This is a genomic window from Rothia nasimurium (assembly GCF_928391935.1).
Taxonomy (GTDB): domain Bacteria; phylum Actinomycetota; class Actinomycetes; order Actinomycetales; family Micrococcaceae; genus Rothia; species Rothia nasimurium_D.
On the sequence record NZ_CAKMTD010000003.1, the window covers coordinates 210,650 to 229,728 of the forward strand.

17 protein-coding genes are annotated in these 19,079 nt (G+C 62.8%); 8 read left to right on the forward strand and 9 right to left on the reverse strand.

Features of this window, described 5'->3' with window-relative positions; genetic code table 11:
* Nucleotides 1-123: 123 nt before the first annotated feature.
* The gene (locus L7A15_RS05475; RefSeq protein WP_237212355.1) at nt 124-1,950 is read left to right on the forward strand and encodes an ABC-F family ATP-binding cassette domain-containing protein; all 1,827 of its coding nucleotides are present in this window, start codon (nt 124-126) and stop codon (nt 1,948-1,950) included.
* Between the two features lie 162 nt (nt 1,951-2,112).
* On the opposite strand, the gene L7A15_RS05480 is transcribed toward L7A15_RS05475, so the two are convergent.
* Both L7A15_RS05480 and rsmA read right to left on the reverse strand, forming a co-directional pair.
* Entirely contained in the window at nt 2,113-3,021 is a 909-nt protein-coding gene (locus tag L7A15_RS05480; RefSeq protein WP_237208191.1) for a 4-diphosphocytidyl-2C-methyl-D-erythritol kinase, read from the reverse strand.
* A gap of 3 nt (nt 3,022-3,024) precedes the next feature.
* Nucleotides 3,025-3,921 (reverse strand): 16S rRNA (adenine(1518)-N(6)/adenine(1519)-N(6))-dimethyltransferase RsmA, encoded by an 897-nt coding sequence (gene rsmA / locus L7A15_RS05485; protein ID WP_237208190.1) that lies wholly within the window; start codon nt 3,919-3,921, stop codon nt 3,025-3,027.
* Between the two features lie 104 nt (nt 3,922-4,025).
* On the opposite strand from rsmA, the gene L7A15_RS05490 reads away from it, so the two are divergent.
* Nucleotides 4,026-5,270 carry a glycosyltransferase 87 family protein gene (locus L7A15_RS05490; protein WP_237208189.1) on the forward strand — a complete coding sequence of 415 codons (1,245 nt, stop codon included), beginning with the start codon at nt 4,026-4,028 and terminating at the stop codon, nt 5,268-5,270.
* On the opposite strand, the gene L7A15_RS05495 is transcribed toward L7A15_RS05490, so the two are convergent.
* Nucleotides 5,224-6,300, reverse strand: a complete 1,077-nt coding sequence (locus L7A15_RS05495) for a TatD family hydrolase (protein ID WP_237208188.1) — start codon at nt 6,298-6,300, stop codon at nt 5,224-5,226. The genes L7A15_RS05490 and L7A15_RS05495 overlap by 47 nt on opposite strands.
* A gap of 4 nt (nt 6,301-6,304) precedes the next feature.
* On the reverse strand, nt 6,305-7,216 hold the full coding sequence (rsmI, locus tag L7A15_RS05500; RefSeq protein ID WP_237189096.1) for a 16S rRNA (cytidine(1402)-2'-O)-methyltransferase: 912 nt from the start codon (nt 7,214-7,216) through the stop codon (nt 6,305-6,307).
* 67 nt (nt 7,217-7,283) lie between these two features.
* On the opposite strand from rsmI, the gene L7A15_RS05505 reads away from it, so the two are divergent.
* On the forward strand, nt 7,284-8,921 hold the full coding sequence (locus tag L7A15_RS05505; RefSeq protein WP_237208187.1) for a dolichyl-phosphate-mannose--protein mannosyltransferase: 1,638 nt from the start codon (nt 7,284-7,286) through the stop codon (nt 8,919-8,921).
* Nucleotides 8,922-8,995: 74 nt separating this feature from the next.
* Here L7A15_RS05505 and L7A15_RS05510 read toward each other — a convergent pair whose 3' ends face one another.
* The 4 genes from L7A15_RS05510 to L7A15_RS10670 all read right to left on the reverse strand — a co-directional run bounded on the left by L7A15_RS05510 (nt 8,996) and on the right by L7A15_RS10670 (nt 12,478).
* Nucleotides 8,996-10,093, reverse strand: a complete 1,098-nt coding sequence (locus L7A15_RS05510) for a TIGR01906 family membrane protein (protein ID WP_237208186.1) — start codon at nt 10,091-10,093, stop codon at nt 8,996-8,998.
* A 135-nt stretch (nt 10,094-10,228) separates the two neighbouring features.
* Nucleotides 10,229-11,476 (reverse strand): L,D-transpeptidase, encoded by a 1,248-nt coding sequence (locus L7A15_RS05515; protein ID WP_237212356.1) that lies wholly within the window; start codon nt 11,474-11,476, stop codon nt 10,229-10,231.
* A gap of 233 nt (nt 11,477-11,709) precedes the next feature.
* Nucleotides 11,710-11,988: a DUF3499 family protein gene (locus L7A15_RS05520; protein WP_272878625.1), complete on the reverse strand. Its 279-nt coding sequence runs from the start codon at nt 11,986-11,988 to the stop codon at nt 11,710-11,712.
* A 19-nt stretch (nt 11,989-12,007) separates the two neighbouring features.
* Nucleotides 12,008-12,478 carry a WhiB family transcriptional regulator gene (locus L7A15_RS10670; RefSeq protein WP_272878626.1) on the reverse strand — a complete coding sequence of 157 codons (471 nt, stop codon included), beginning with the start codon at nt 12,476-12,478 and terminating at the stop codon, nt 12,008-12,010.
* Nucleotides 12,479-12,783: 305 nt separating this feature from the next.
* Between L7A15_RS10670 and L7A15_RS05530 the strand changes: the two genes are divergently transcribed.
* A complete protein-coding gene (locus L7A15_RS05530) occupies nt 12,784-13,521 on the forward strand; it encodes a TIGR03089 family protein (RefSeq protein WP_237212357.1) in 738 nt (245 codons plus the stop codon).
* Here L7A15_RS05530 and L7A15_RS05535 read toward each other — a convergent pair.
* Nucleotides 13,469-14,044, reverse strand: coding sequence for a GtrA family protein (locus L7A15_RS05535; RefSeq protein WP_237212358.1), 576 nt, complete (start codon nt 14,042-14,044; stop codon nt 13,469-13,471). The genes L7A15_RS05530 and L7A15_RS05535 overlap by 53 nt on opposite strands.
* 223 nt (nt 14,045-14,267) lie before the next feature.
* Here L7A15_RS05535 and L7A15_RS05540 point away from each other — a divergent pair, with 223 nt between their 5' ends.
* The 4 genes from L7A15_RS05540 (at nt 14,268) to L7A15_RS05555 (ending at nt 18,968) form a co-directional block, all read left to right on the forward strand.
* Complete coding sequence (locus L7A15_RS05540) at nt 14,268-15,449, forward strand: 5-(carboxyamino)imidazole ribonucleotide synthase (RefSeq protein ID WP_237212359.1); 1,182 nt, start codon at nt 14,268-14,270, stop codon at nt 15,447-15,449.
* Nucleotides 15,450-15,484: 35 nt separating this feature from the next.
* Nucleotides 15,485-16,129: a 5-(carboxyamino)imidazole ribonucleotide mutase gene (gene purE, locus L7A15_RS05545; protein WP_237200520.1), complete on the forward strand. Its 645-nt coding sequence runs from the start codon at nt 15,485-15,487 to the stop codon at nt 16,127-16,129.
* 141 nt (nt 16,130-16,270) lie between these two features.
* Nucleotides 16,271-17,866: an LCP family protein gene (locus L7A15_RS05550; RefSeq protein WP_237212360.1), complete on the forward strand. Its 1,596-nt coding sequence runs from the start codon at nt 16,271-16,273 to the stop codon at nt 17,864-17,866.
* Nucleotides 17,867-17,948: 82 nt separating this feature from the next.
* The gene (locus tag L7A15_RS05555; protein ID WP_237208184.1) at nt 17,949-18,968 is read left to right on the forward strand and encodes a lipid II:glycine glycyltransferase FemX; all 1,020 of its coding nucleotides are present in this window, start codon (nt 17,949-17,951) and stop codon (nt 18,966-18,968) included.
* The last annotated feature ends 111 nt before the right edge of the window (nt 18,969-19,079 follow it).

The following is a 19,079-nucleotide window of genomic DNA, read 5'->3' on the forward strand; positions in this document are numbered from 1 at the left end:
AGCTATTCTACCCGGTCTTGTCCCCTGAGAGGTGGACGTGACCCGCCCACCGGCTCCCCGGCGTCCTACTCTGCCTGATCCAGCCGAGCTGACAGCACCGAAACTGCCCGGTAGCCTAGAGGGGTGGCACATTTACTAGGCGGCGAAGAGCTGCACATCGAGTTCCCTACCCGCACTATTTTTGAGGGTATTACCGTCGGCTTGAACGAGGGCGACCGGATCGGCATTGTCGGCCGAAACGGCGACGGCAAATCCACCCTGCTCTCCCTGCTGGGGGGCCGTCTGACCCCCGATTCTGGCCAGGTGACCGTCCGGTCGGGCACCCGCATTGGCTTCCTCGACCAGGCGGACGTCCTCGATGACTCCCTCACCGTCGGCCAGGCCATCGTGGGGGACACCCCCGAATACGAGTGGGCCTCAGACCCCAAAATCCGCGACGTCATCGCCGGGCTGGTTGCTGACCTCAACTGGCAGGCCCCTGTCTCGGCCCTCTCCGGCGGCCAGCGCCGTCGCGTCGCCCTCGCCGCCCTGCTTGCAGGCGACTGGGACGTCCTCATGCTGGACGAACCCACCAACCACCTCGACGTTGAAGCCATCACCTGGCTCGCTGCCCACCTGAAAAACCGCTGGTCCAAGAACGCCGGTGGCCTACTCACCGTCACCCACGACCGCTGGTTCCTCGACGAAATCTGCACCGGCACCTGGGAGGTCCACGACGGAATCGTCGAACCCTTTGAAGGAGGCTACGCCGCCTACATCCTGCAACGAGTCGAACGCGACCGGCAGGCAGCCGCCGCCGAAGCCAAACGCCAAAACCTCATGCGGAAGGAACTGGCCTGGCTGCGCCGAGGCGCCCCGGCCCGCACCTCCAAGCCCAAGTTCCGTATCGACGCCGCCAACGCCCTCATCGCCGACGTCCCGCCCGTCCGCAACACGGTAGAACTTGCCCAAATGGCAGTATCCCGCCTGGGCAAGGACGTCGTCGATATCGAGGACGTCTCCGTCAGCTACCCCGATGCCCAGAACCCCGGCGGCACCAAGGACGTCCTCAAGAAGGTGACCTGGCGGATCGCCCCCGGCGAGCGCACCGGTATTCTGGGCGTCAACGGGGCCGGTAAATCCACCCTGCTGGGGCTGGTCACCGGGGCTGTGGCTCCCACCAGCGGCCGGGTCAAGCACGGAAAAACCGTCAAGGTTGCCACCCTCACCCAGCAGCTCGACGAGCTGAAAGAGGTGGAGAACGACCGCGTCTCTGACGTCATTGGCCGTAAGCGCACCTCCTATGTGGCTGGCGGTAAGGAAATGACCCCGGGCCAGCTACTGGAGCGTCTGGGCTTCACCTCAGCCCAGCTTTCCACCCCGGTCAAGGACCTCTCCGGCGGCCAGAAACGCCGCCTGCAGCTGCTCCTGATCCTGCTGGATGAGCCTAACGTCCTGATTCTCGATGAGCCCTCCAACGACCTGGACACCGACATGCTCGCCGCTATGGAGGACCTGCTCGACACCTGGCCCGGCACCCTCCTGGTTGTCTCCCACGACCGCTACCTCATGGAGCGCGTCACCGACCAGCAGTACGCCCTCATCAACGGCCGCTTCCAGCACCTACCCGGCGGGGTCGACCAGTACCTGGCCCTCTCGGCGGCAGCTGCCGCCAGCCCGTCCTCCACCGCCCGCGATTCTTCCCCCCTGGGCAAGCAGGACGCCGTGTCCTCCTCCCAGCCCAAGGCCAGCGGGGCAGAGGTCAGGGCCGCCCAGAAGGAAATCAACCAGATTGACCGCAAGCTGGGTAAACTCGCCGACCAGAAAGCCAAACTGGACGACAAAATGGCCGCCCACGACCCGGCCGACTACGAGGGCCTCGCCGCCCTCTCGGCAGAATCCCAGGCCCTCCAGGACGAGATCGACGAGTTAGAGCTCCGTTGGATGGAGTTATCTGAAATCCTTGATTAACTGGTGCTAGGTTCGTTGCCCAGCCCTACGGACGCGCCCTTGCCGACTAACCTTCTCGAGCTCGCCCCGGGGGGGCTCGCTCGATTCATGCCAGACCCAGCCAGTCGGCTACGGGCGCGTCGCTCCGGGCATATATGACAAAAGTGGCCAGGAAAAGATTAACTAATAAATAGCCACGACTGTTGGCCCTGACCCGGAGACGAAGGCTGCCGCAATACCCTGGGTGGCCTGGGCTGTGGCCAGGGTGGTAGCGAGTTCCGGTTGCAGGGTGATAGCCGGGGCGGCCAGGTCATTGCGCAGGTTGGCGGTGATGACGGGCAGGCGCTCGGCCAGGGGGGCCGGGCTGGTCAGGGCTTGGATCAAGGCCTGGGGCACGGCCAGCACCTGGTCAGGGGCCGGGTAGGTGCCGGTGGCCCGCCCGGCATCCAGTTCCCCGTAGACGGCCGGGGTGGAGAGCCCCCCGGCCTCGGAGGCTAGAAAGCTGTAGCGCAGGGGCTCAACCCCTGCAGGGACCTCTACCGGTTCGAGTTTCTCCCCTACCCCGGTACCCACGGCCAGGCCGCCGAGCAGGGCGAAGGGGACGTCCGCCCCCAGGGGGGCTGCCAGCTCTAGCAGGCGGGGCAGGGGCAGCTCAGCCTCCACCAGGCCAACCTGGGCCAGGTAGGTGTTGGTGGCCTTCATGGCAGCGGCGGCGTCAGCAGACCCACCGCCCATCCCTCCGGCCACGGGGACGGCCTTATCAATGTGCAGGTGCAGGCTGACCTGGTGGACGTCCAACCCCTGGGCGGTGAGCACGGCGGCGGCGCCCCGGTAGGCCAGGTTGCTCTCATCCAGGGGCACGACGGCAGGGTCAAAGGCCCCCGCCTCAACCTGGGCGGCGACCGGGGAGGCGGGCACCACGCTCAGGGACTGGCTGATACCGGGCACCCGACCTGCGGTTACCGTTACTTTCTCCTCTAGATCAACGGCGGCGTAGAGGGAGGCTACCTCGTGGTAGCCATCGGGGCGCACCGGGCCCACGGCAAAGTAGAGGTTGGTTTTACCGGCTGCAGTCGCTGATACCGACACCACGGGCTACTCCCCCTCAGCCGGGGTCTGGGCAGGTACTTGCCGGGCGGCTTCGGCAATCTTGATGAAGTCAAAAATGTCGAGCTTCTCCCCGCGCAGCTGCGGGTCAATACCGGCAGCCTCAAGAATCTCACCGGCGCGGGTAGCAGAGCCGGCCCATCCAGCGAGGGCAGCCCGCAGGGTCTTGCGGCGCTGGGCAAAGGCAGCGTCAATAATCGCAAAGACCTCCTCCCGGGGCAGGTCTGACAGTAGCTCGGGGCGGCGTTTAAAGGCCACCAGACCCGACTTAATCTTGGGGGCAGGCCAGAAAACGTTGGTACCAATCACCCCGGCCTTAGAGACTTCAGCAAACCAGTTGGCCTTGACCGAGGGCACCCCATAGATCTTTGAACCGGGCTTGGCTGAGAGGCGGTCGGCAACCTCGTCCTGAACCATGACCAGGGCGTGCTCAATGGAGGGGAAGGTCGCGAACATGTGTAGGAGCACCGGCACCGCTACGTTGTAGGGCAGGTTGGCTACCAGAGCGGACGGGGTACGCGGCAGCTCGGTGACCTTCATGGCGTCCGAAAGTACCACGTCGATACGGTCTTCTGAGCCGGGGCGGAATCGGGCAATCGTGGCGGGCAACTGCTCGGCCAGGGGCGGATCGATCTCAACAGCAACCATGTCGCGGGCCGCGTCCAAAATACCCAGGGTCAGGGAGCCCAGGCCGGGGCCGACCTCCACCACCGTCTCGTCCGGGCTGATATTGGCAGCGGCGATGATACGACGAATCGTGTTGGGGTCAATCACGAAGTTCTGCCCCAGGGTCTTCGTGGGGCGGATACCGAGCTGGGCTGCCAGGTCACGGATTTCTTGGGGGCCCAATAGGGCGTCGGGCGCAGGAGAAAGCTGTTCAGTCACGCTCTCTAGTCTACCGGGTCTGAATATAGGCAGAGGTTTCCTCACTCCCAGAACACCCCCGGTAGAATTACTGGTCGTACCAGCCACCCAACCCCGGGAACCCCATGCCTGAAGCTCCTACCGCCCACCAGCGTCCGTCCCTGTCTGCCCTTGCCCGGGCCCTCAGCAGCACCCCGGCCCTGGCCACGGCCCTGGCGCTGACCCTCATCAGCGCCTACCCCTTCCTCTGGGATGAGAAAATGGTGGCTCGGGAGTTCTTCGACTTACAGGTCTACTACGGCGGGGTGGCCCACTGGCTCGACACCGGCCAGCTCTACAACTGGGCCCTACCACCCGAAGAAATCTACGGCTTTACCTACCCACCCTTTGCAGCCCTGGTCTTCACACCTTTTGTGTTGCTCACCAGTGCAGATACTGCTGGCCCCCTATTTCTGCTCCTTAATATTGCGGCCCTGGTAACCCTGGTCTACCTCTCCTGCCGGGGTATGGGGGTGGGTAAGCGTCCGGCCCTGGCAGCCGGGCTCTGGCTGACTCCCCTGCTACTCAAGTTCTTCCCTATCAGCTTCAACATGGAACTGGGGCAGATTAACCTCTTTTTGGTACTGCTGATTCTCACCGACGTCATCTACCTCAAGAACACCCGCTGGCACGGGGTACTGATTGCCCTCACGGCCTGCATTAAGCTCACCCCGGCTATCTTCGGGCTGCTCTTTATCGCCACCCGCGACTGGAAGTCCCTGGCCCGGTTCGTGGGTACCGGCCTCGCGTCTATCCTGCTGAGCTTTGCCGTGGACTTCGAGGTGGCCCGCGAATATTTCACCGAGAAAATCTTTGAGTCCTCCCGCGTGGGCTCGATTACCGGGGCGCTGAACTATAACCTGCTCGGCACCTGGGCTATGCTCTTCCCCGCCTGGCTCACCGGCGTCCTCTTTGCCGTCACCGCCCTGGGGTCGGTGGTGCTCACCTACCTGGCCGTGCGCAGGCTAGCCGGGAAGGACGTCCCCGGCGCCTACCTGGGGGCGGCCTCCTGCGTGGCGGTGCTGGGGCTGTTGCTCTCCCCCATCTCCTGGACCCATCACTGGGTCTGGTTTGTCACCTTCCTTATCTTTGCGGCCCTCTACGGCTGGCGCAGCGCCCACACCGGCTACCTCTACCTGGCCGCCACCGGTGTGCTCATCTTTGCCATGCCCTTTGCAGTCTGGTTTGGCGGGCACAACTGGGGCGGCAACGAGTGGCCCGAGCACCTGGCCCTCCTCCATGCCCTGCCGGTAGCCTGGGCGGTCGCCTACCTGGCTCTAGGGGCTAGAAGCCCTCAATCCCCCAGCTCCCATAAGCTGCCAGGGAGTTAGCGCGAATATCCCGGCAGAGCTCTTCCAGGTCAGCCCCCAGGTGGTCAGCCATAAACCGGACCGTGTAGTTGGTCATGTAGCTGGCGTTCGGACGCCCCCGGAAGGGGTGGGGGGTCAAAAAGGGCGCGTCGGTCTCAGCCAGAATCAATTCCCGGCGGGCTAGCCTCAGGGACTCCTGAATGCCGTGTGAGTTCTTAAAGGTCACGGTGCCAGCAAAGCTCATGTACCAGCCCTGCTCGTTGCAGATCTCAGCCAGGTCGGGCCCGCCGGAGTAGCAGTGGAAAATCACGGTCTCGGGTGCGCCCTCATCGAGCAGAATGCGGACGACGTCCTCGTGGGCATCCCGATCGTGAATCTGCACGGCCTTCCCGTGCTTCTTGGCCATGCGGATATGGGCGCGGAAGGATTCCTCCTGGGCGTCCTTTCCGTCCTCTCCGGTGCGGAAGTAGTCCAGGCCGGTCTCCCCCAGGGCACGGACGCGCGGGTCAGCTGCCAGGGCGTCAATAGCGGCCAGGGCGGCGTTGAGCTGGCCTGCTTCAGCCAGTTTGGGGGCCTCGTTGGGGTGCAGGGCCACGGCAGCTAGGACGCGGGGGTCAGCCTGGGCTGAACGCACAGCGTAGAGGGAACTGGGAACGTCACAGCCCACCTGCACAATCGCCCCGATACCCAGGGCCTCACCGGTATCCAGGGCGTCGCGGGCGGTGACGGCAACCTCACCGTCGAGCAGGTCCATGTGGGTGTGATTATCGACGATGGCATAGGGCAGGGGCGCAGGAGCGGGTGGGAAGACCAGGTTGCGGCGGCGGCCGTCCTCCCCCTTCTCGCCGCGGCGGCGGGTACCCTCCCCGCTGGGCTCCCCGGCAGTGTTATAGCGCTCAGCCTGGTAGGCAGGGGGCACCTCGCCCTCAAGAATCGGCTCAGGGGCCTCAAAAATGGTGGCGGTCTGCTCGGCCTCACTGGGCAGGTAGGAGGCAAATCGCTCGGCAAGTTCGCGCAGCTCGGCGTCGGTTAGGGTGTGGTCGGTACACATAGGTTTAGCTTTCTGAATCTTTGACGGCCAGGGTTGCCTGGTAGAGGTCACGCTTCGACACCCCGTGGGCTTCGGCGACCTGGGCGCAGGCGGCTTTCAGGCGGACGCCGCCGTCCACGAGTTCCAGGACGAGGTCGGTCAGGTTCTCTGCCTCTTCCGCCTCGGGTTCGGGGGCGCCCTCCACCACGATGGCGATTTCGCCCTTAATCTGCTTGGATTCGGCCCAGGTGACCAGCTCCTCTAGGCTGCCGCGGGCAACCTCTTCGTGTAGCTTGGTCAGCTCCCGGCAGACAGCAGCCCGGCGTCCAGCCCCAAAAACCTCCACAAAGTCATGCAGGGTCGCAGCCAGCCGGTGGGGGGACTCGTAGAAGACCATGGTGCGCTCTTCACGAGCGAGCGCAGCCAGGCGTCGAGAACGATCAGAGCCCTTCCGCGCAAGAAAGCCCTCAAAGGTGAAGCGGCCCGAGGGCAGGCCGGAGACGGCAATCGCGGTGACGACGGCTGAGGGCCCCGGCAGGGCGGTGACGGTCAGGCCAGCCTCAGCCACGGCAGCGGCTGCCACATAGCCGGGGTCGGAGACAGCAGGCATACCGGCGTCCGACATGAGCAGCACGGTCTGCCCAGCTGCCACCGCCTCAACGATCTGGCCAGCCCGGTCAGCCTCGTTGTGGTCGTGGTTGACCAGCACCCGGCCGGTGTAGGTTACGCCCAGCCCGGCAGCCAGTTTGCGCAGGGTACGGGAGTCTTCCACGGCCAGGACGTCGGCTGACGCAAGTGCCTGCCGCAGGCGCGGGGAGGCGTCGGAGAGATTGCCGATGGGGGTACCGCCCAGGATCAGGGCACCGCCGTCACCAAGCGTCCCGCCCCCGGCGTCCAGGGGCTGATCTGTATCGGGGTTTTGTGGGGAGGATTCCATAAGTTTTAACCCTACTCTTCTTAGTGTTCCCCACAATGGGGCGCGGCAATCTACTAGCATAACTTAGGTGAAATCTAATACCAGCCTAGCCGCCGTTCCCGACCGGGGTGAGCCCGGCCCCGTCCTGAGCCTCACCGCAGCCTTCTCTGAAGCTGCCCTCAAGGCCCGCCTCGCAGTGACCACGATGCCTCTGCCCCGCCTGGGCTGGGTAGCCCCCCTCCTGGTGCTGGTTCTGGCCGGGGTAATGCGCTTTGTGAACCTGGCCTACCCGAATGCAATTGTGTTCGATGAAACCTACTATGCCAAGGACGGCTACTCCCTCCTCCACTTTGGGTACGAGCGCAGCTGGTCGGATACCGCCAACGAAAGCTTTGTTGCAGGTGCCCCAGCAGGTATCGAAGATTCCCCGGCTTACGTGGTTCACCCGCCTGTGGGCAAGTGGATGATTGCCTTGGGCATGGCTGTGTTTGGGGACGATAACCCCTTTGGCTGGCGGGCTGCGGCGGCCCTCACCGGCACCCTGTCGGTGGCGCTGGTGATGCTGGCTGGCTGGCTGATTTTCCGGTCGGTGACGGTGGCGTCCCTGGCTGGTCTGTTCCTCAGCATTGATGGCTTGCACTATGTTCAGTCCCGCCTTGCCCTCCTCGATATTTTCCTGATGTTCTGGCTGCTGGCTACCTTCGTGGCTCTCCTGCTAGACCGGTACCAGGCCCGTCGCCGTTTGGCGACTTTGATAGCCGACCATGCCCGATCGAGGCGGGGGCTGCCGTCAGACGACTTCATGCTGTACGGCCCCTGGCTGGGCGTGCGCTACTGGCGGATTATTGCCGGTGTGTGTGCTGGCCTTGCGGTTGGCGTCAAATGGAACGCCCTCTTCTTCATTGCCCTCTTTGGCCTCATGACGGTTTTTTGGGACGCGAACGCCCGCCGGATCGCCGGCATTAAGCGCTGGTATGTGGCTGGCTTCCTGCGCGATGGTATTTTCGCCTTCTTCGCCCTGATTGGCACCGGCCTACTCACCTACCTGGCCACCTGGACCGGCTGGTTCCTGTCTGACTCCGCCTACGACCGCAACTGGGCCGCAGAACACCCCGGCGAGGGGGTTCTCTGGCTGCCGGAGTCCCTACGCTCACTGTGGGAGTACCACCGCTCTGCCTATGCCTTCCATTCTGGTCTGGATTCCGACCACACCTATGAGTCCCCGGCCTGGCAGTGGCTGATTTTGGGCCGTCCCACCAGCTACTTCTACGAGTCCCATACCCTGGGAGTTAACGGGTGTGAGGTTGAGAAGTGTTCCCAGGCGATTTTGAATATCGGCAACCCGCTGATCTGGTGGTCTTTTATTATCGTTGCGGTGGTGTCCCTGGCACTCCTGGTCCTGCGACGCGACTGGCGTTTCGGCGCCCTCTTTGCGGTCTTTGCGGTGGGCTACTTCCCCTGGTTTGCCTACCCTGAACGCACCATGTTCTTCTTCTACGCGCTTTCCTTCGAACCCTACCTGGTGCTGATGCTTGCCGGGGTTTTGGGTCTTGCGCTTGGACGTCCTGGCGATAGCGTCCGCCGCCGCCGGGCTGGTCTTGTGGTGGTTGGGGCCTTTACGGTCTTTGCCTTGCTACTGAGTGTCTACTATTGGCCCATCTGGACCGCCGAAGTGATCCCCTACGATGCCTGGCGGGCTCGTATCTGGTTTGATGCCTGGATCTAACGAGTCAGCCGTGTAATACAGGTCAGGCCCCGGAACCGTTTGGTTCCGGGGCCTGATGCCTTTTGTCTCTCGGGCTAGTTAAGTTTTGAGGCGCTCAGTTTTGCCTGTAGCTCCTGACGTTCTGCCTGACGTTTGGCGGCGAGGGCCCGACGGTAGCGGGTGGGCCAGGTTGCGGCAAGGAGGAGGATAGTCATCAGGATGATGATGGAACCGGCGGCGATGGCAGCGTCCACCCAGAACTGGGGCGGGTAGAGACGGATCAGGGTGTCATCCAGGGCGAACTGCCAGTTGCCCTGGGGGAAGAATACTTCGTGGAACCGGGTGAAGAAGGCTTCCCAGCCCAGGACGCCAGCCACAGCAAGGCCGGTGATGAGGATGAGGGTTGCCCAGGCGCCTGCGAAAAGGCTGGAGCGGATCACACCGGGGGCGCGAAGGCGCAGGGTACGGCCAGCGAACAGGGCGGCTACCAGCATGACCAGGGCAAAGACGGTAGCCCACAGCATGACGCGTTTGACGTCGGTCATGTGCTCTACCTCAGAGGTGAGGAAGGCGGCCTTACCGCCGGTGGTGATCTCAGACAGGAAGGTGTGGGGGGCCAGGTTCAGCACGTAGTCCAAGCCGTAGGAGCCCAGGCGGAGCCTTTCTTGGGTATCAAACCCGTAGCTGTCGGAGGGGAAGCCGGGGCGGTGGTACTCCAGCCACAGGAAGGCGTTACTGGCGATTGCCCGCAAGGCAACCATGATGATGACTACGGGGACGCTCAGGGCAAGCAGGGTGCGGCGTAGCCCCAGGAGCCTGGGGCGATCGGCTACCGCTTCTTCTCGGGCACCAGCCCGGGTAGCTGCCGGGTCGGTGGCAGCTGAATCCGTCCCGGCAGAACCGGTCAGGGAGGCCGCTCTGGCGGGGGCCTGATCGTCCTGGGGGCTGCTGAGGGTTCCAGGGACGTAGGTACCCTCATCTACCGGATCAGACGGAACTGGCCCGTCAACCAGGGGGACGGGGGACGTCCAGGGGGCCGCCTCCTGACTGCCCAGTGGAGCCGGGGTAGCGAGGCCCTTCTCAGCGCGTCGGGCAGAAAGCAAGGAATCTGCTGCAGGGTTAATGGCTGGGCTGAGCTTCTCCCATTCCTTGCCGTTGGGGGCATCTGCGGGGTTGGTCGGGTTCTGGGCCACGGGTAGAAAGTCCTTGTGTCTGGTTTCTCTTGCCCTTGTATCTTACGCGGTTCATTCCCCGGAGCATAGAAAACTCCCGCCCCACCGTCCGGTGGTGCGGGAGCTTCTCAGGGGTTATGGGACCCGGGCTGGGTTTTACCAGTTGCCCTTCCAGCTTGCGTCGCTGTAATTCTCGAAGGGGATGTTCCAGTCGCCGTAGCCGTCGTCGGGGTCCGCCTGGGGGTAACCGGTGTTGATGGTCTCTACGACGTCGCCCACGCCAAAGTTGTTGTAGAAAATCTTGACGTCCTCCGGCAGCATACCGATGCAGCCGTGGGAGAGGTTGGCGTAGCCTACGCTGGGCCAGGCGCTGGGGAGGGCCTGGTGGACGAAGACACCGCTGGAGGTCAGGCGGGAGGTCCAGGAGGCCCAGAAGGGCTCATAGTAGTGGGGGTCGCCTTCTGCTAGATCCAGGGAGCCGGGGTTGAAGAAGTAGCTTTCTGCCTTTTCGATAATGACGAGTTCACCCACAACGGAGGGCCAGTCGGTGTTACCCAGGGTAATGGGGGCTTCGTGGATGAGCTTGTCGTCAACCCACATTTTGATGGTCTTGGTGTTGTTATCGGCCAGGGCGTAGCGCTTGTTCCAGGTGTGGAAGGTGCGCTTGAGCTCGTGGTTGCCGATCATGCCGTTGCCGATATCTAGGCCGAAGATGTCGAGTTCGATGGTGATGGTGGAGTTGGTGTCCCACTTCTTTTCAGGACGGTACCGCACCATCTGGTCGTTGTACCAGCGGAACTTGCCGGGGTGGTCGCCGCCGCCGGTGATTTTGATGCGTTCTTCAACCTCGGCCTTGTTGATGACGGGCTCGGAGAAGTTGAGCTGGATGATGCGGCCGATACCAACGGTTTCCCCGTCGACGATGTTGATGCGGGCGTCGGCTTCGTAAGGGGCTGAGACGGTTGCGAAGGTGCTCTTGCCCTTACCGCTGATGCCCTCGGCGTCGTCAGCTTCCCAGGCGACGGTGTAAGTGCGGTTGAAGACCATGCGGTCGGTGGAGGCCCAGCTCTTGCCGTCCGCTGCCAGTTCGCCGGGGAGCTCTTCGCCCTTTTCGGTGGTGACGGTAACCTTGGTGAGCTTGGAGTCCTCGGTTGAAACGGTGACGGTTTCAAGGGGGTTGATCTCAACCTGATCGAGGGCAGGAACAACGTTGATGGTGCCGCCAAAGGTGGGGGTGGGGCTAGGGCTGGCAGAAGCGGATGCTGTGGTTTCTGTTGCTTGGGTTTCTGAGGCCGTGTTGTTGGCTGAACAAGCAGCAAGGGCCATGGTTCCCAGGGCGCCTATGGTGACGAAGGAGCGGCGGGTGAGGGCGTCCCGGTGGGCGGGATCGAGGGGTAGAGCCACGGGCAGTTCTTCCTTGGTGTGAGTGACGGGAACGAGCGAAAAATTGGGTCTCAGAAATCTTATCGAATTCAGGGTACTGATGATATGGTCCAGCTCCCATTTTGGGTCTTTTTTGTGCTGTGTAGTACACAGTGGTGGTGTAGCTAGGCCACAGGATACTGGCCCAGTGTAGGGCAGTAGGTGAGGTCAGGAAGCTCCGGGCAGGGATGGGGTGGGTGGTTCTCTATCAGGCTTTAGGAGAGCGGACGGAGGTGCGGCCGGCCGGTAGGAGCAGCTCCGGTAGGTGCCTGGGCGAGGCTGGTGGGGGCGGATGCGGTGCCGACGCGGACGACCTCCCACCCCTGGGGGGCGGTGAGGCGGTCTGCGTGGAATTCGCAGAGGTCATAGGCATGGGGTTCTCGGTGGGTGGAGAGGGGGCCGATGACCGCTGTTGAGTCTGCGTAGGCGTAGGTCAGGGTGTAGATTGCTTCGCGCTGGCAGGTCTGGCGGGAGCACTGGCGGGTGGTTGCCATGGGGCTGAGCCTTACTTTCTTAGATGGTTTGCTTGCGGAGACGACGACGTTCGCGTTCTGAGAGTCCACCCCAGATGCCGAAGCGTTCGTCATTTTCCATGGCATATTCGAGACAGGCTTCACGCACGGGGCACTCGTTACAGACCCGCTTAGCGTCGCGGGTTGAACCACCCTTTTCAGGGAAGAAGGCTTCAGGGTCGGTCTGGGCACAGAGGGCATCTGCCTGCCATGAGAGTTCACCATCGTCGCCGTCGGTACTGTAAATGCCGGCTGCCTGCTGCCACAGGGAGAGGGTTTCAGCGTCGGATGCGAGGTTCTCGGTGCTTGCAGCGTTGGATGCGGTGGCGCGTCCCCGGGCGCGGGGTGTTGCGGCATTGATCAAAGCGGTGGCCTGGTCTTCTAAGTAGTGGGCAGAGTGCATGGTGTGGTGAGGGGCCCGTGCCGCCCCGCGGGGAGTGGATCCGCTCAGGGGGAAGCTATTGTGGCCCATGGTTCCCTTTCATATCCCTAGAGATGAGGACATCTGCGTGGCAGGATACTCCCTGGTGGGTGCATGCCGGCCAGAAGATTTTTCTGCCGACAGCGCGAAAGTCGGGCCGGTGAAGGCACCTGACCTGCCGGTGGAAAAAAATTTACCTGACCTAATTACACGTGTGTAAGGCCCCTCCCGTCAAGCTGAGAATAAAAATTTTTGCGTCGTGACCAGATTGTTATACAAAAATTTGCGTTTCTGTGTGGTATATGCATACCAAGACTCTCGATCCCCTTGACCTCGGAAGGGGCTAGAGTGAATATATGACTTCTTCTGCTTCTTTTTCTGTCTTCATGCAGCAGTTAGCTGCCCGCCAGTCCCCTGCCCTGCTGTGGTATTCGGTTCCCGGCGAACGTATTGAACTATCGGGCAGGGTTTTTGATAACTGGGTTGCTAAGACCGCTAACTTTTTGGTGGACGAGTGCGAGCTGGAACCCGGCTCCCTGCTGGCTTTGCCCGAGCGCCTGCACTGGCGTTCGCTGGTTCTGGCAGCAGCTGGTCTGCGGGTAGGGGCGACCCTGGCTTGGGGGCAGCAGGCGGGGGCGGACGTCCGCGCCGCCTTTGATACGGCAGAGCTAGAAGGTGCAGCGGAAGAGTACCTGCTGGCTGTGGCCTCTGAACCGCTAGCTCCGCGCTTTATGGGGCAGCTACCTGCGGGAATGATTGATTACGCGGCTGAGGTCAGGTCCCACCCCGATGTTTACATGGGGTGGGCAGAACCTGACTCTGAAGGACTGGCCTGGGAGGGTACCAGCAATACCCAGCTGATGGAGCGGCTGGCCCACCAGGTTTCAGTCCTGTCTTCTGGGTATGACCGGGAGGTAGCTGCCCTCCAGGTAGCGGGCGAGCGCTTCGACGCCACTTCCCTAGAGCAAGCTCTAGCGGTGATAGCCTCAGGCCGCGCGGCTTTGATTCTTGACCCGGAAGTTACCTGGGAGCAGGAGCGTCTTAGTCGAGTTTTGGCCGACGAACGGGCCCTGTCTCTGCCTTCTCAACAATAGGCAGGGAGCCGGTCATAATCTTGGTGGCTTCTTCGATGAGCTCGGCCCGCTTCTCCTCGGTGGTCTTATCGTCGCTGTGGCTCTTGCTCTGTGAGAAGACCCAGAACTTGTAGAGGAAGTAGCGCACGATGGTGCCCAAGATGGTGCCGATGATAGTGCCTGAGATATAGGAGGCGGTAGGGCTGGTCAGGTGCAGGACGTAGAGGCTAAAGAGCACGCAGGCTGCTTCAACCCCGATACCGATGGCGTTGACGATACCGAATTCAACAGCTTCGCGTACCTTGTTGCCGGTGCGCTTCTCCCGGAAGGTCCACAGGCGGTTGGCGATCCAGGAGAAGATGGTGGCAACAATACCGGCGACCACCTTCGCCTTGGCGTGTCCATCAGCGAAGATGGAGTGCATGAGGGTCCAGCTCACAGCAGAGTTAATGGCGAAGGCCATTCCGCCAACTGACAGGAACTGCAAGACTTCCCGCCCGTGGCTCTGATACAGCAGGGCGACTCGTTCCTTGAGTGAGCTCATGTGGTTCCTCTATCTGCCAAGCCCGATACGTTGCTCTGCTGTCGGGGTGTGAGGTATGGACTCTTGCCAATATACCGCCCGGCACTTCCCCTGGCAGGCATGGACAGGCTGGGCTTTGCTCACAGCTTCCCGGGAGTTCTTCTCCGCCCCCGGTGTCTGCTAGCTGGAACCTCTTTTACAAGCACCGGTGGCGCAGGTAGCCTTATGTAATGTGAATTACCCTATGACTGGTCCGAAAATTGGTGTTGTTGGTGGTGGGCAGCTGGCGCGTATGATGGCGCCGGCGGCAACCGAACTTGGCTTTGATCTGCGTATCTTGGCGGAAGACGAGGGGGTGTGTGCCCGTCGTGCTGTGCCCTATGCGCCGGTCGGTGATTATCAGAACTATGAGACCCTGGCAGCTTTCGCCCGTGAGGTTGATGTACTCACCTTCGACCACGAGCACGTTCCCACCGATTTCTTGCACCGCCTCATGGAGGAGGGCGTGAACGTCCAGCCCCGCCCCCAGGCCCTGGTCTATGCCCAGGACAAAATTGAAATGCGCAAGGCTGTGGATCGACTGGGCCTACCCAACCCCCGCTGGGCTGAAGTTACTACCCTGGATGAGCTCCTGGCCTTTGGCGACGACGCCGGGTGGCCCCTCGTCCTGAAAACCCCGCGAGGAGGATACGACGGCAAGGGCGTCATGGTCCTTGATTCTGCGGACGAGGCCCGGGTCGAGTCTGCCGCCTGGTTTGACCAGCTCCCCTCCCGCACCGACTTTTCCGCCCTACTCGCTGAAGAGAAGGTCCCCTTCAGCCGGGAGCTCTCCGCCCTGGTAGCCCGCCGCGATTCCGGTGAGGTAAAAGCCTGGCCCGTCGCCGAATCCATTCAGAAAAATTCTGTGTGTGACGAGGTTATTGCCCCAGCTCCCGGTATTTCTCCCCAGGTGGCTGAAGCTGCCCAGGCTGCTGCTGTGAAGGTAGCTACCGAGTTAGGTGTCACCGGCGTCATGGCTGCTGAGCTTTTTGAGGTCCCCGGCTCTGAGGCAGGCTTCCTCATCAACGAGTTCGCCATGCGCCCCCACAATTCAGGGCACTGGACCCAGGACGGCTCCGTCACCAGCCAGTTCGAACAGCACCTGCGGGCCGTCGCCAACTACCCCCTTGGAACAACCGACCTTAAGGGGGAGGTCGCCCTCATGAAGAACTTCCTGGGCGGCTCCAACGACGACATTTTTGGGGTCTACCCCACCCTCATGGAAACCTACCCGGCCGCCAAAGTCCACTACTACGGCAAAGCCGTCAAACCCGGCCGTAAGATCGGGCATATCAATATGACCGGTTCTGCCGCCGACCTCGACCAGCTGCGGGCCCAGGCCACCGGGGCCGCATCCTTGCTCACCGACGGCCCCGCCTCAGCATAAGCACCCCACACCCACCCCCTACCCTAGGAGCATCAATGACCTCCCCCTACGATTCCAACAACCCTATCGTCGGCATTGTCATGGGCTCAGACTCAGACTGGCCGGTCATGGAAGCCGCAGCTGAGGCCCTGCAGGAGTTCGGCATCTCCTACGAAGTTGATGTTGTCTCAGCCCACCGTATGCCCGAAGACATGATTGCCTACGGCCGTTCGGCAGCCGAGCGGGGCATCCGCGTCATTATCGCCGGTGCAGGCGGGGCCGCCCACCTACCCGGCATGCTGGCCTCCGTTACCCCCCTGCCCGTCATTGGGGTCCCGGTCAAGCTCAAGTCCCTCGACGGCATGGACTCCCTGCTCTCCATCGTGCAGATGCCCGCAGGCGTCCCCGTCGCAACTGTCTCCATCAATGGGGCCCGCAACGCCGGCCTCCTGGCCCTGCGCATCCTGGGTTCCGGTGACGACAGCTTCGCCCGCCAGGTCCGTTCCGACCTCGTTGACTTCGCCACCTCCCTGCGCCAGACCGCCATGGACAAGGGAGCCGCCCTCCGCACCAAGGTAGAAGAATTCAAGGCCGAAGCAGCCGGTGAAGAAGACACCCACACGGTCCTCAACGAAGCCCCGGCCGCAGCAAAGGCTGCAGCCCACCAGGACACCGACCAGAAAACCCCCTACGCCCCCTAATGCAGCGGGGTGGGCTTACCCAGGGTATCGAACACCACCACCCGGGAAGTCCCCAGTTTTATGGCCTAATGTGGTTGAGTAGGTAACTGCTCAACCACATTGCGTTGAGAGCAGCAATCTTTTCGATGGCAGGAGGCACCAGTGCACCGTGATTCTTCTTCCCCCCAGGGGACGTCCGCCCCCGCAGCCTCTGAACAGCCCATCGTCGGCCGTCGGGCCAGGGGTGAAACGGTTCATCCCCCCGTCCTCACGGACCCCCTCAACCACCCCGAATCTGCCTCCCCACGTCTGCGGGCCCGCCGGGCCTGGAGCCTCCTAGCTCTCAGCCTGCTCCTTCCAGGGTCAGCCCAACTGGTGCAAGGCAACCGCACCCTGGGCCGCCGGGCCCTAGCCGTCACAGGCCTGGTATGGGCCCTCGTCCTCACCCTGCTGGCCCTGTGGTTCCTCAACCGCTCCTGGGTTCTAACCCTAGCCACCCACTCCTGGTCCCTCTGGATCGCAACCCTAGCTTTTGCGGCCCTAGCCCTCGGCTGGGTCTTCATCCTCCTTGACACCTACCGGCTCATGAAGCCAGGCCTACTCACCGGGCGCTCCAAGCCCCTCGTCTCCCTGGCCCTCATCGCCGCCCTCTTCATCACCGGCGGCGGACTCGGCTACGCCGCCTACATCACCTGGCTCGGACGCGGGGCCCTCAGCTCCATCTTTGCCGGCGGCACCCCCCTGCAAGAACAGGACGGTCGCTACAACATCCTGCTCATGGGCGGGGACGCCGGTGAAGACCGCGTCGGCCGACGCCCCGACTCCATGACCGTCGTCTCCATCGACGCCACCACCGGCCAGGCCATCACCATCTCCGTACCCCGCAACCTCCAAAACGCCATCTTTGAGACCGGATCCCCCCTCTGGAGCATCTACCCAGAAGGCTTCAACTGCGGGGACGAATGCATCCTCAACGCCCTCTACCCCACCGTATCCCGCGACTACCCTGACCTCTACCCCGAGGCCGACGACCCCGGCGCAGAAGCAACCATGGATGCAGTCTCAGGCGTCTTGGGCATCACCGTTGAAAACTACATCCTGATTGATATGAGCGGCTTCGAGCAGCTCATCGACGCCCTCGGCGGCATCACCATCGACGTCGGCGGACGGGTTCCCATCGGCGGCGGCACCAACGAATTCACCGGCCTGCCCAACCCCATCGACGGCTACATTGAGCCCGGCCGCCAGCACCTCGACGGCTTCCACGCCCTCTGGTACGCCCGCTCCCGCGAAGGGGCCACAGACTACGACCGCCAAGCCCGCCAGCGGTGCGTCCAAGCCGCCATGCTCAAGCAACTCGACCCCGCCAACGTCCTCACCAAGTTCGCCGACATCACAGCCGCCGGCGAGCAGGTTATCGAAACCAATATCCCCCAAGGTGGCCTAGCCTCCCTTGGCAACGTTGCCCTCAAATCCAAAAACTACGCCCTCATCCAGTTCGCAGCAGGGCCCCCCTACTTTGGAGATATGTTCCCTACCTACCCGGATTTCGACCTCCTCCACCAGCGGGTCCAGCAGGTCATCGCTGACTCAGCCCAGGGCATCCAGCCAGAAGCTACCCCTCTCGCCTCCTCCACCGGCCAGCAGCAACCCGCCGGTGGCGTCATCATCGTCACCGTCAGCCAGAAAACCCTACTCGCCGCCGAAACTGACCCTGCCACCGGCCTGAGCGAAAACGGCACCTGCTCCGTCCCCTAAAGCACCCGCCAGCCCGTCCTGAGGTGCCCCTCTCACGCCAAGAACCGCCCCAGGTGCGTCGGGAACCGGTAAGCTGATAGGCATGAGTAACATCCTGCAATCAGACATTTGGGCCCGGTTCCAAGAGGCCAACGGCCACCAGGTATTCCGCGGTGAGGGCCAGGGCTGGCGCTACATGGCCACCCTCGAAGGCGGGGCAACCGGCCGCTACCTCTACGCCCCCTACGGGCCTGAAGCTGACTCCGCAGCAGCTTTTGACGCAGCCATCGCAGACCTCAAGCGCGTCGCCGCCGAAAACAAGTGCTGGTTTATCCGGGTAGAACCCACCGACTCACGTATCTGGGGCAGCCAGTCCGGCGAGGCCTTCCTGGCCGCCCGCGGCTTCACCCTCTCCCCCCGCCAGGTACAGCCCTCCCACACCCAGATCATTGACCTCACCCAGAGCGAAGAAGACATCCTGGCGGATATGAAGTCCACCAACCGCAACCTGCACCGCAACATCCACAAGAAGGGCGTCACCTTCGAGAAGTCCCAGAACCCGGCAGACATCTCGATCCTGCTCAAATACCTGGATGAAACCGCAGGCCGCGCAGGTTTTAACCGCCAACAGGACGCCTACCTCACCCGCGTCGCTGAAGTACTCATGCCAGCGGACGCCGCCACCCTCTTCATCGCCCGCGTTGACGGAGAACCCATCGGCGCCTCTCTCGTCTACGACTCTGACGACACCCGCGTCTACGCCCACGCCGCCACCTCCTTCGAGCACCGCAAGCTGCAGGTCGGCAACCCCCTGCTGTCCACCCTCATCCTCGACGCCAAGGCCAAGGGCCTGACCACCATGGACCTCTTCGGCATCGCCCCCGACGACGACCCCAACCATGAGTGGGCGGGCTTCACCAAGTTCAAGAAGTCCTTCGGCGGCGAATCAGTAACCTACCCCGGCACCTGGGATCTACCTGTCTCTGCCGCCGGTTACAAGGCCTACCAGGGTATCCGCTCCGGCCGTGAAGCCCTAGCCTCTGGCAAGAAGTTCGCCACCGGCACCCTGCTCCCCAAGGTTAAGGACGCCGTCGGCCAGGTTCGCGCTCGTATCGGTAAATAAAATCGAGCAGGTCTTCCCTCCGCCGACTAACCTTCTTGGGCTCGCGCTGGGCGCTCGCCCAATTCATGCCAGCCCCAGCCAGTCGGCTTTCGGGAAGACCTGCTCAATCTC

What these genes read in the sequence shown, in the direction of transcription:
- L7A15_RS05535 (WP_237212358.1), bottom strand. Translation starts at nt 14,044, where the DNA reads ATGAGCTCACTCAAGGAACGAGTCGCCCTGCTGTATCAGAGCCACGGG.
- L7A15_RS05520 (WP_272878625.1), bottom strand. Translation starts at nt 11,988, where the DNA reads ATGGCAACCACCCGCCAGTGCTCCCGCCAGACCTGCCAGCGCGAAGCA.
- L7A15_RS05490 (WP_237208189.1), top strand. Translation starts at nt 4,026, where the DNA reads ATGCCTGAAGCTCCTACCGCCCACCAGCGTCCGTCCCTGTCTGCCCTT.
- rsmI (WP_237189096.1), bottom strand. Translation starts at nt 7,216, where the DNA reads ATGGAATCCTCCCCACAAAACCCCGATACAGATCAGCCCCTGGACGCC.
- L7A15_RS05540 (WP_237212359.1), top strand. Translation starts at nt 14,268, where the DNA reads ATGACTGGTCCGAAAATTGGTGTTGTTGGTGGTGGGCAGCTGGCGCGT.
- L7A15_RS10670 (WP_272878626.1), bottom strand. Translation starts at nt 12,478, where the DNA reads ATGGGCCACAATAGCTTCCCCCTGAGCGGATCCACTCCCCGCGGGGCG.
- L7A15_RS05555 (WP_237208184.1), top strand. Translation starts at nt 17,949, where the DNA reads ATGAGTAACATCCTGCAATCAGACATTTGGGCCCGGTTCCAAGAGGCC.
- L7A15_RS05530 (WP_237212357.1), top strand. Translation starts at nt 12,784, where the DNA reads ATGACTTCTTCTGCTTCTTTTTCTGTCTTCATGCAGCAGTTAGCTGCC.
- purE (WP_237200520.1), top strand. Translation starts at nt 15,485, where the DNA reads ATGACCTCCCCCTACGATTCCAACAACCCTATCGTCGGCATTGTCATG.
- L7A15_RS05495 (WP_237208188.1), bottom strand. Translation starts at nt 6,300, where the DNA reads ATGTGTACCGACCACACCCTAACCGACGCCGAGCTGCGCGAACTTGCC.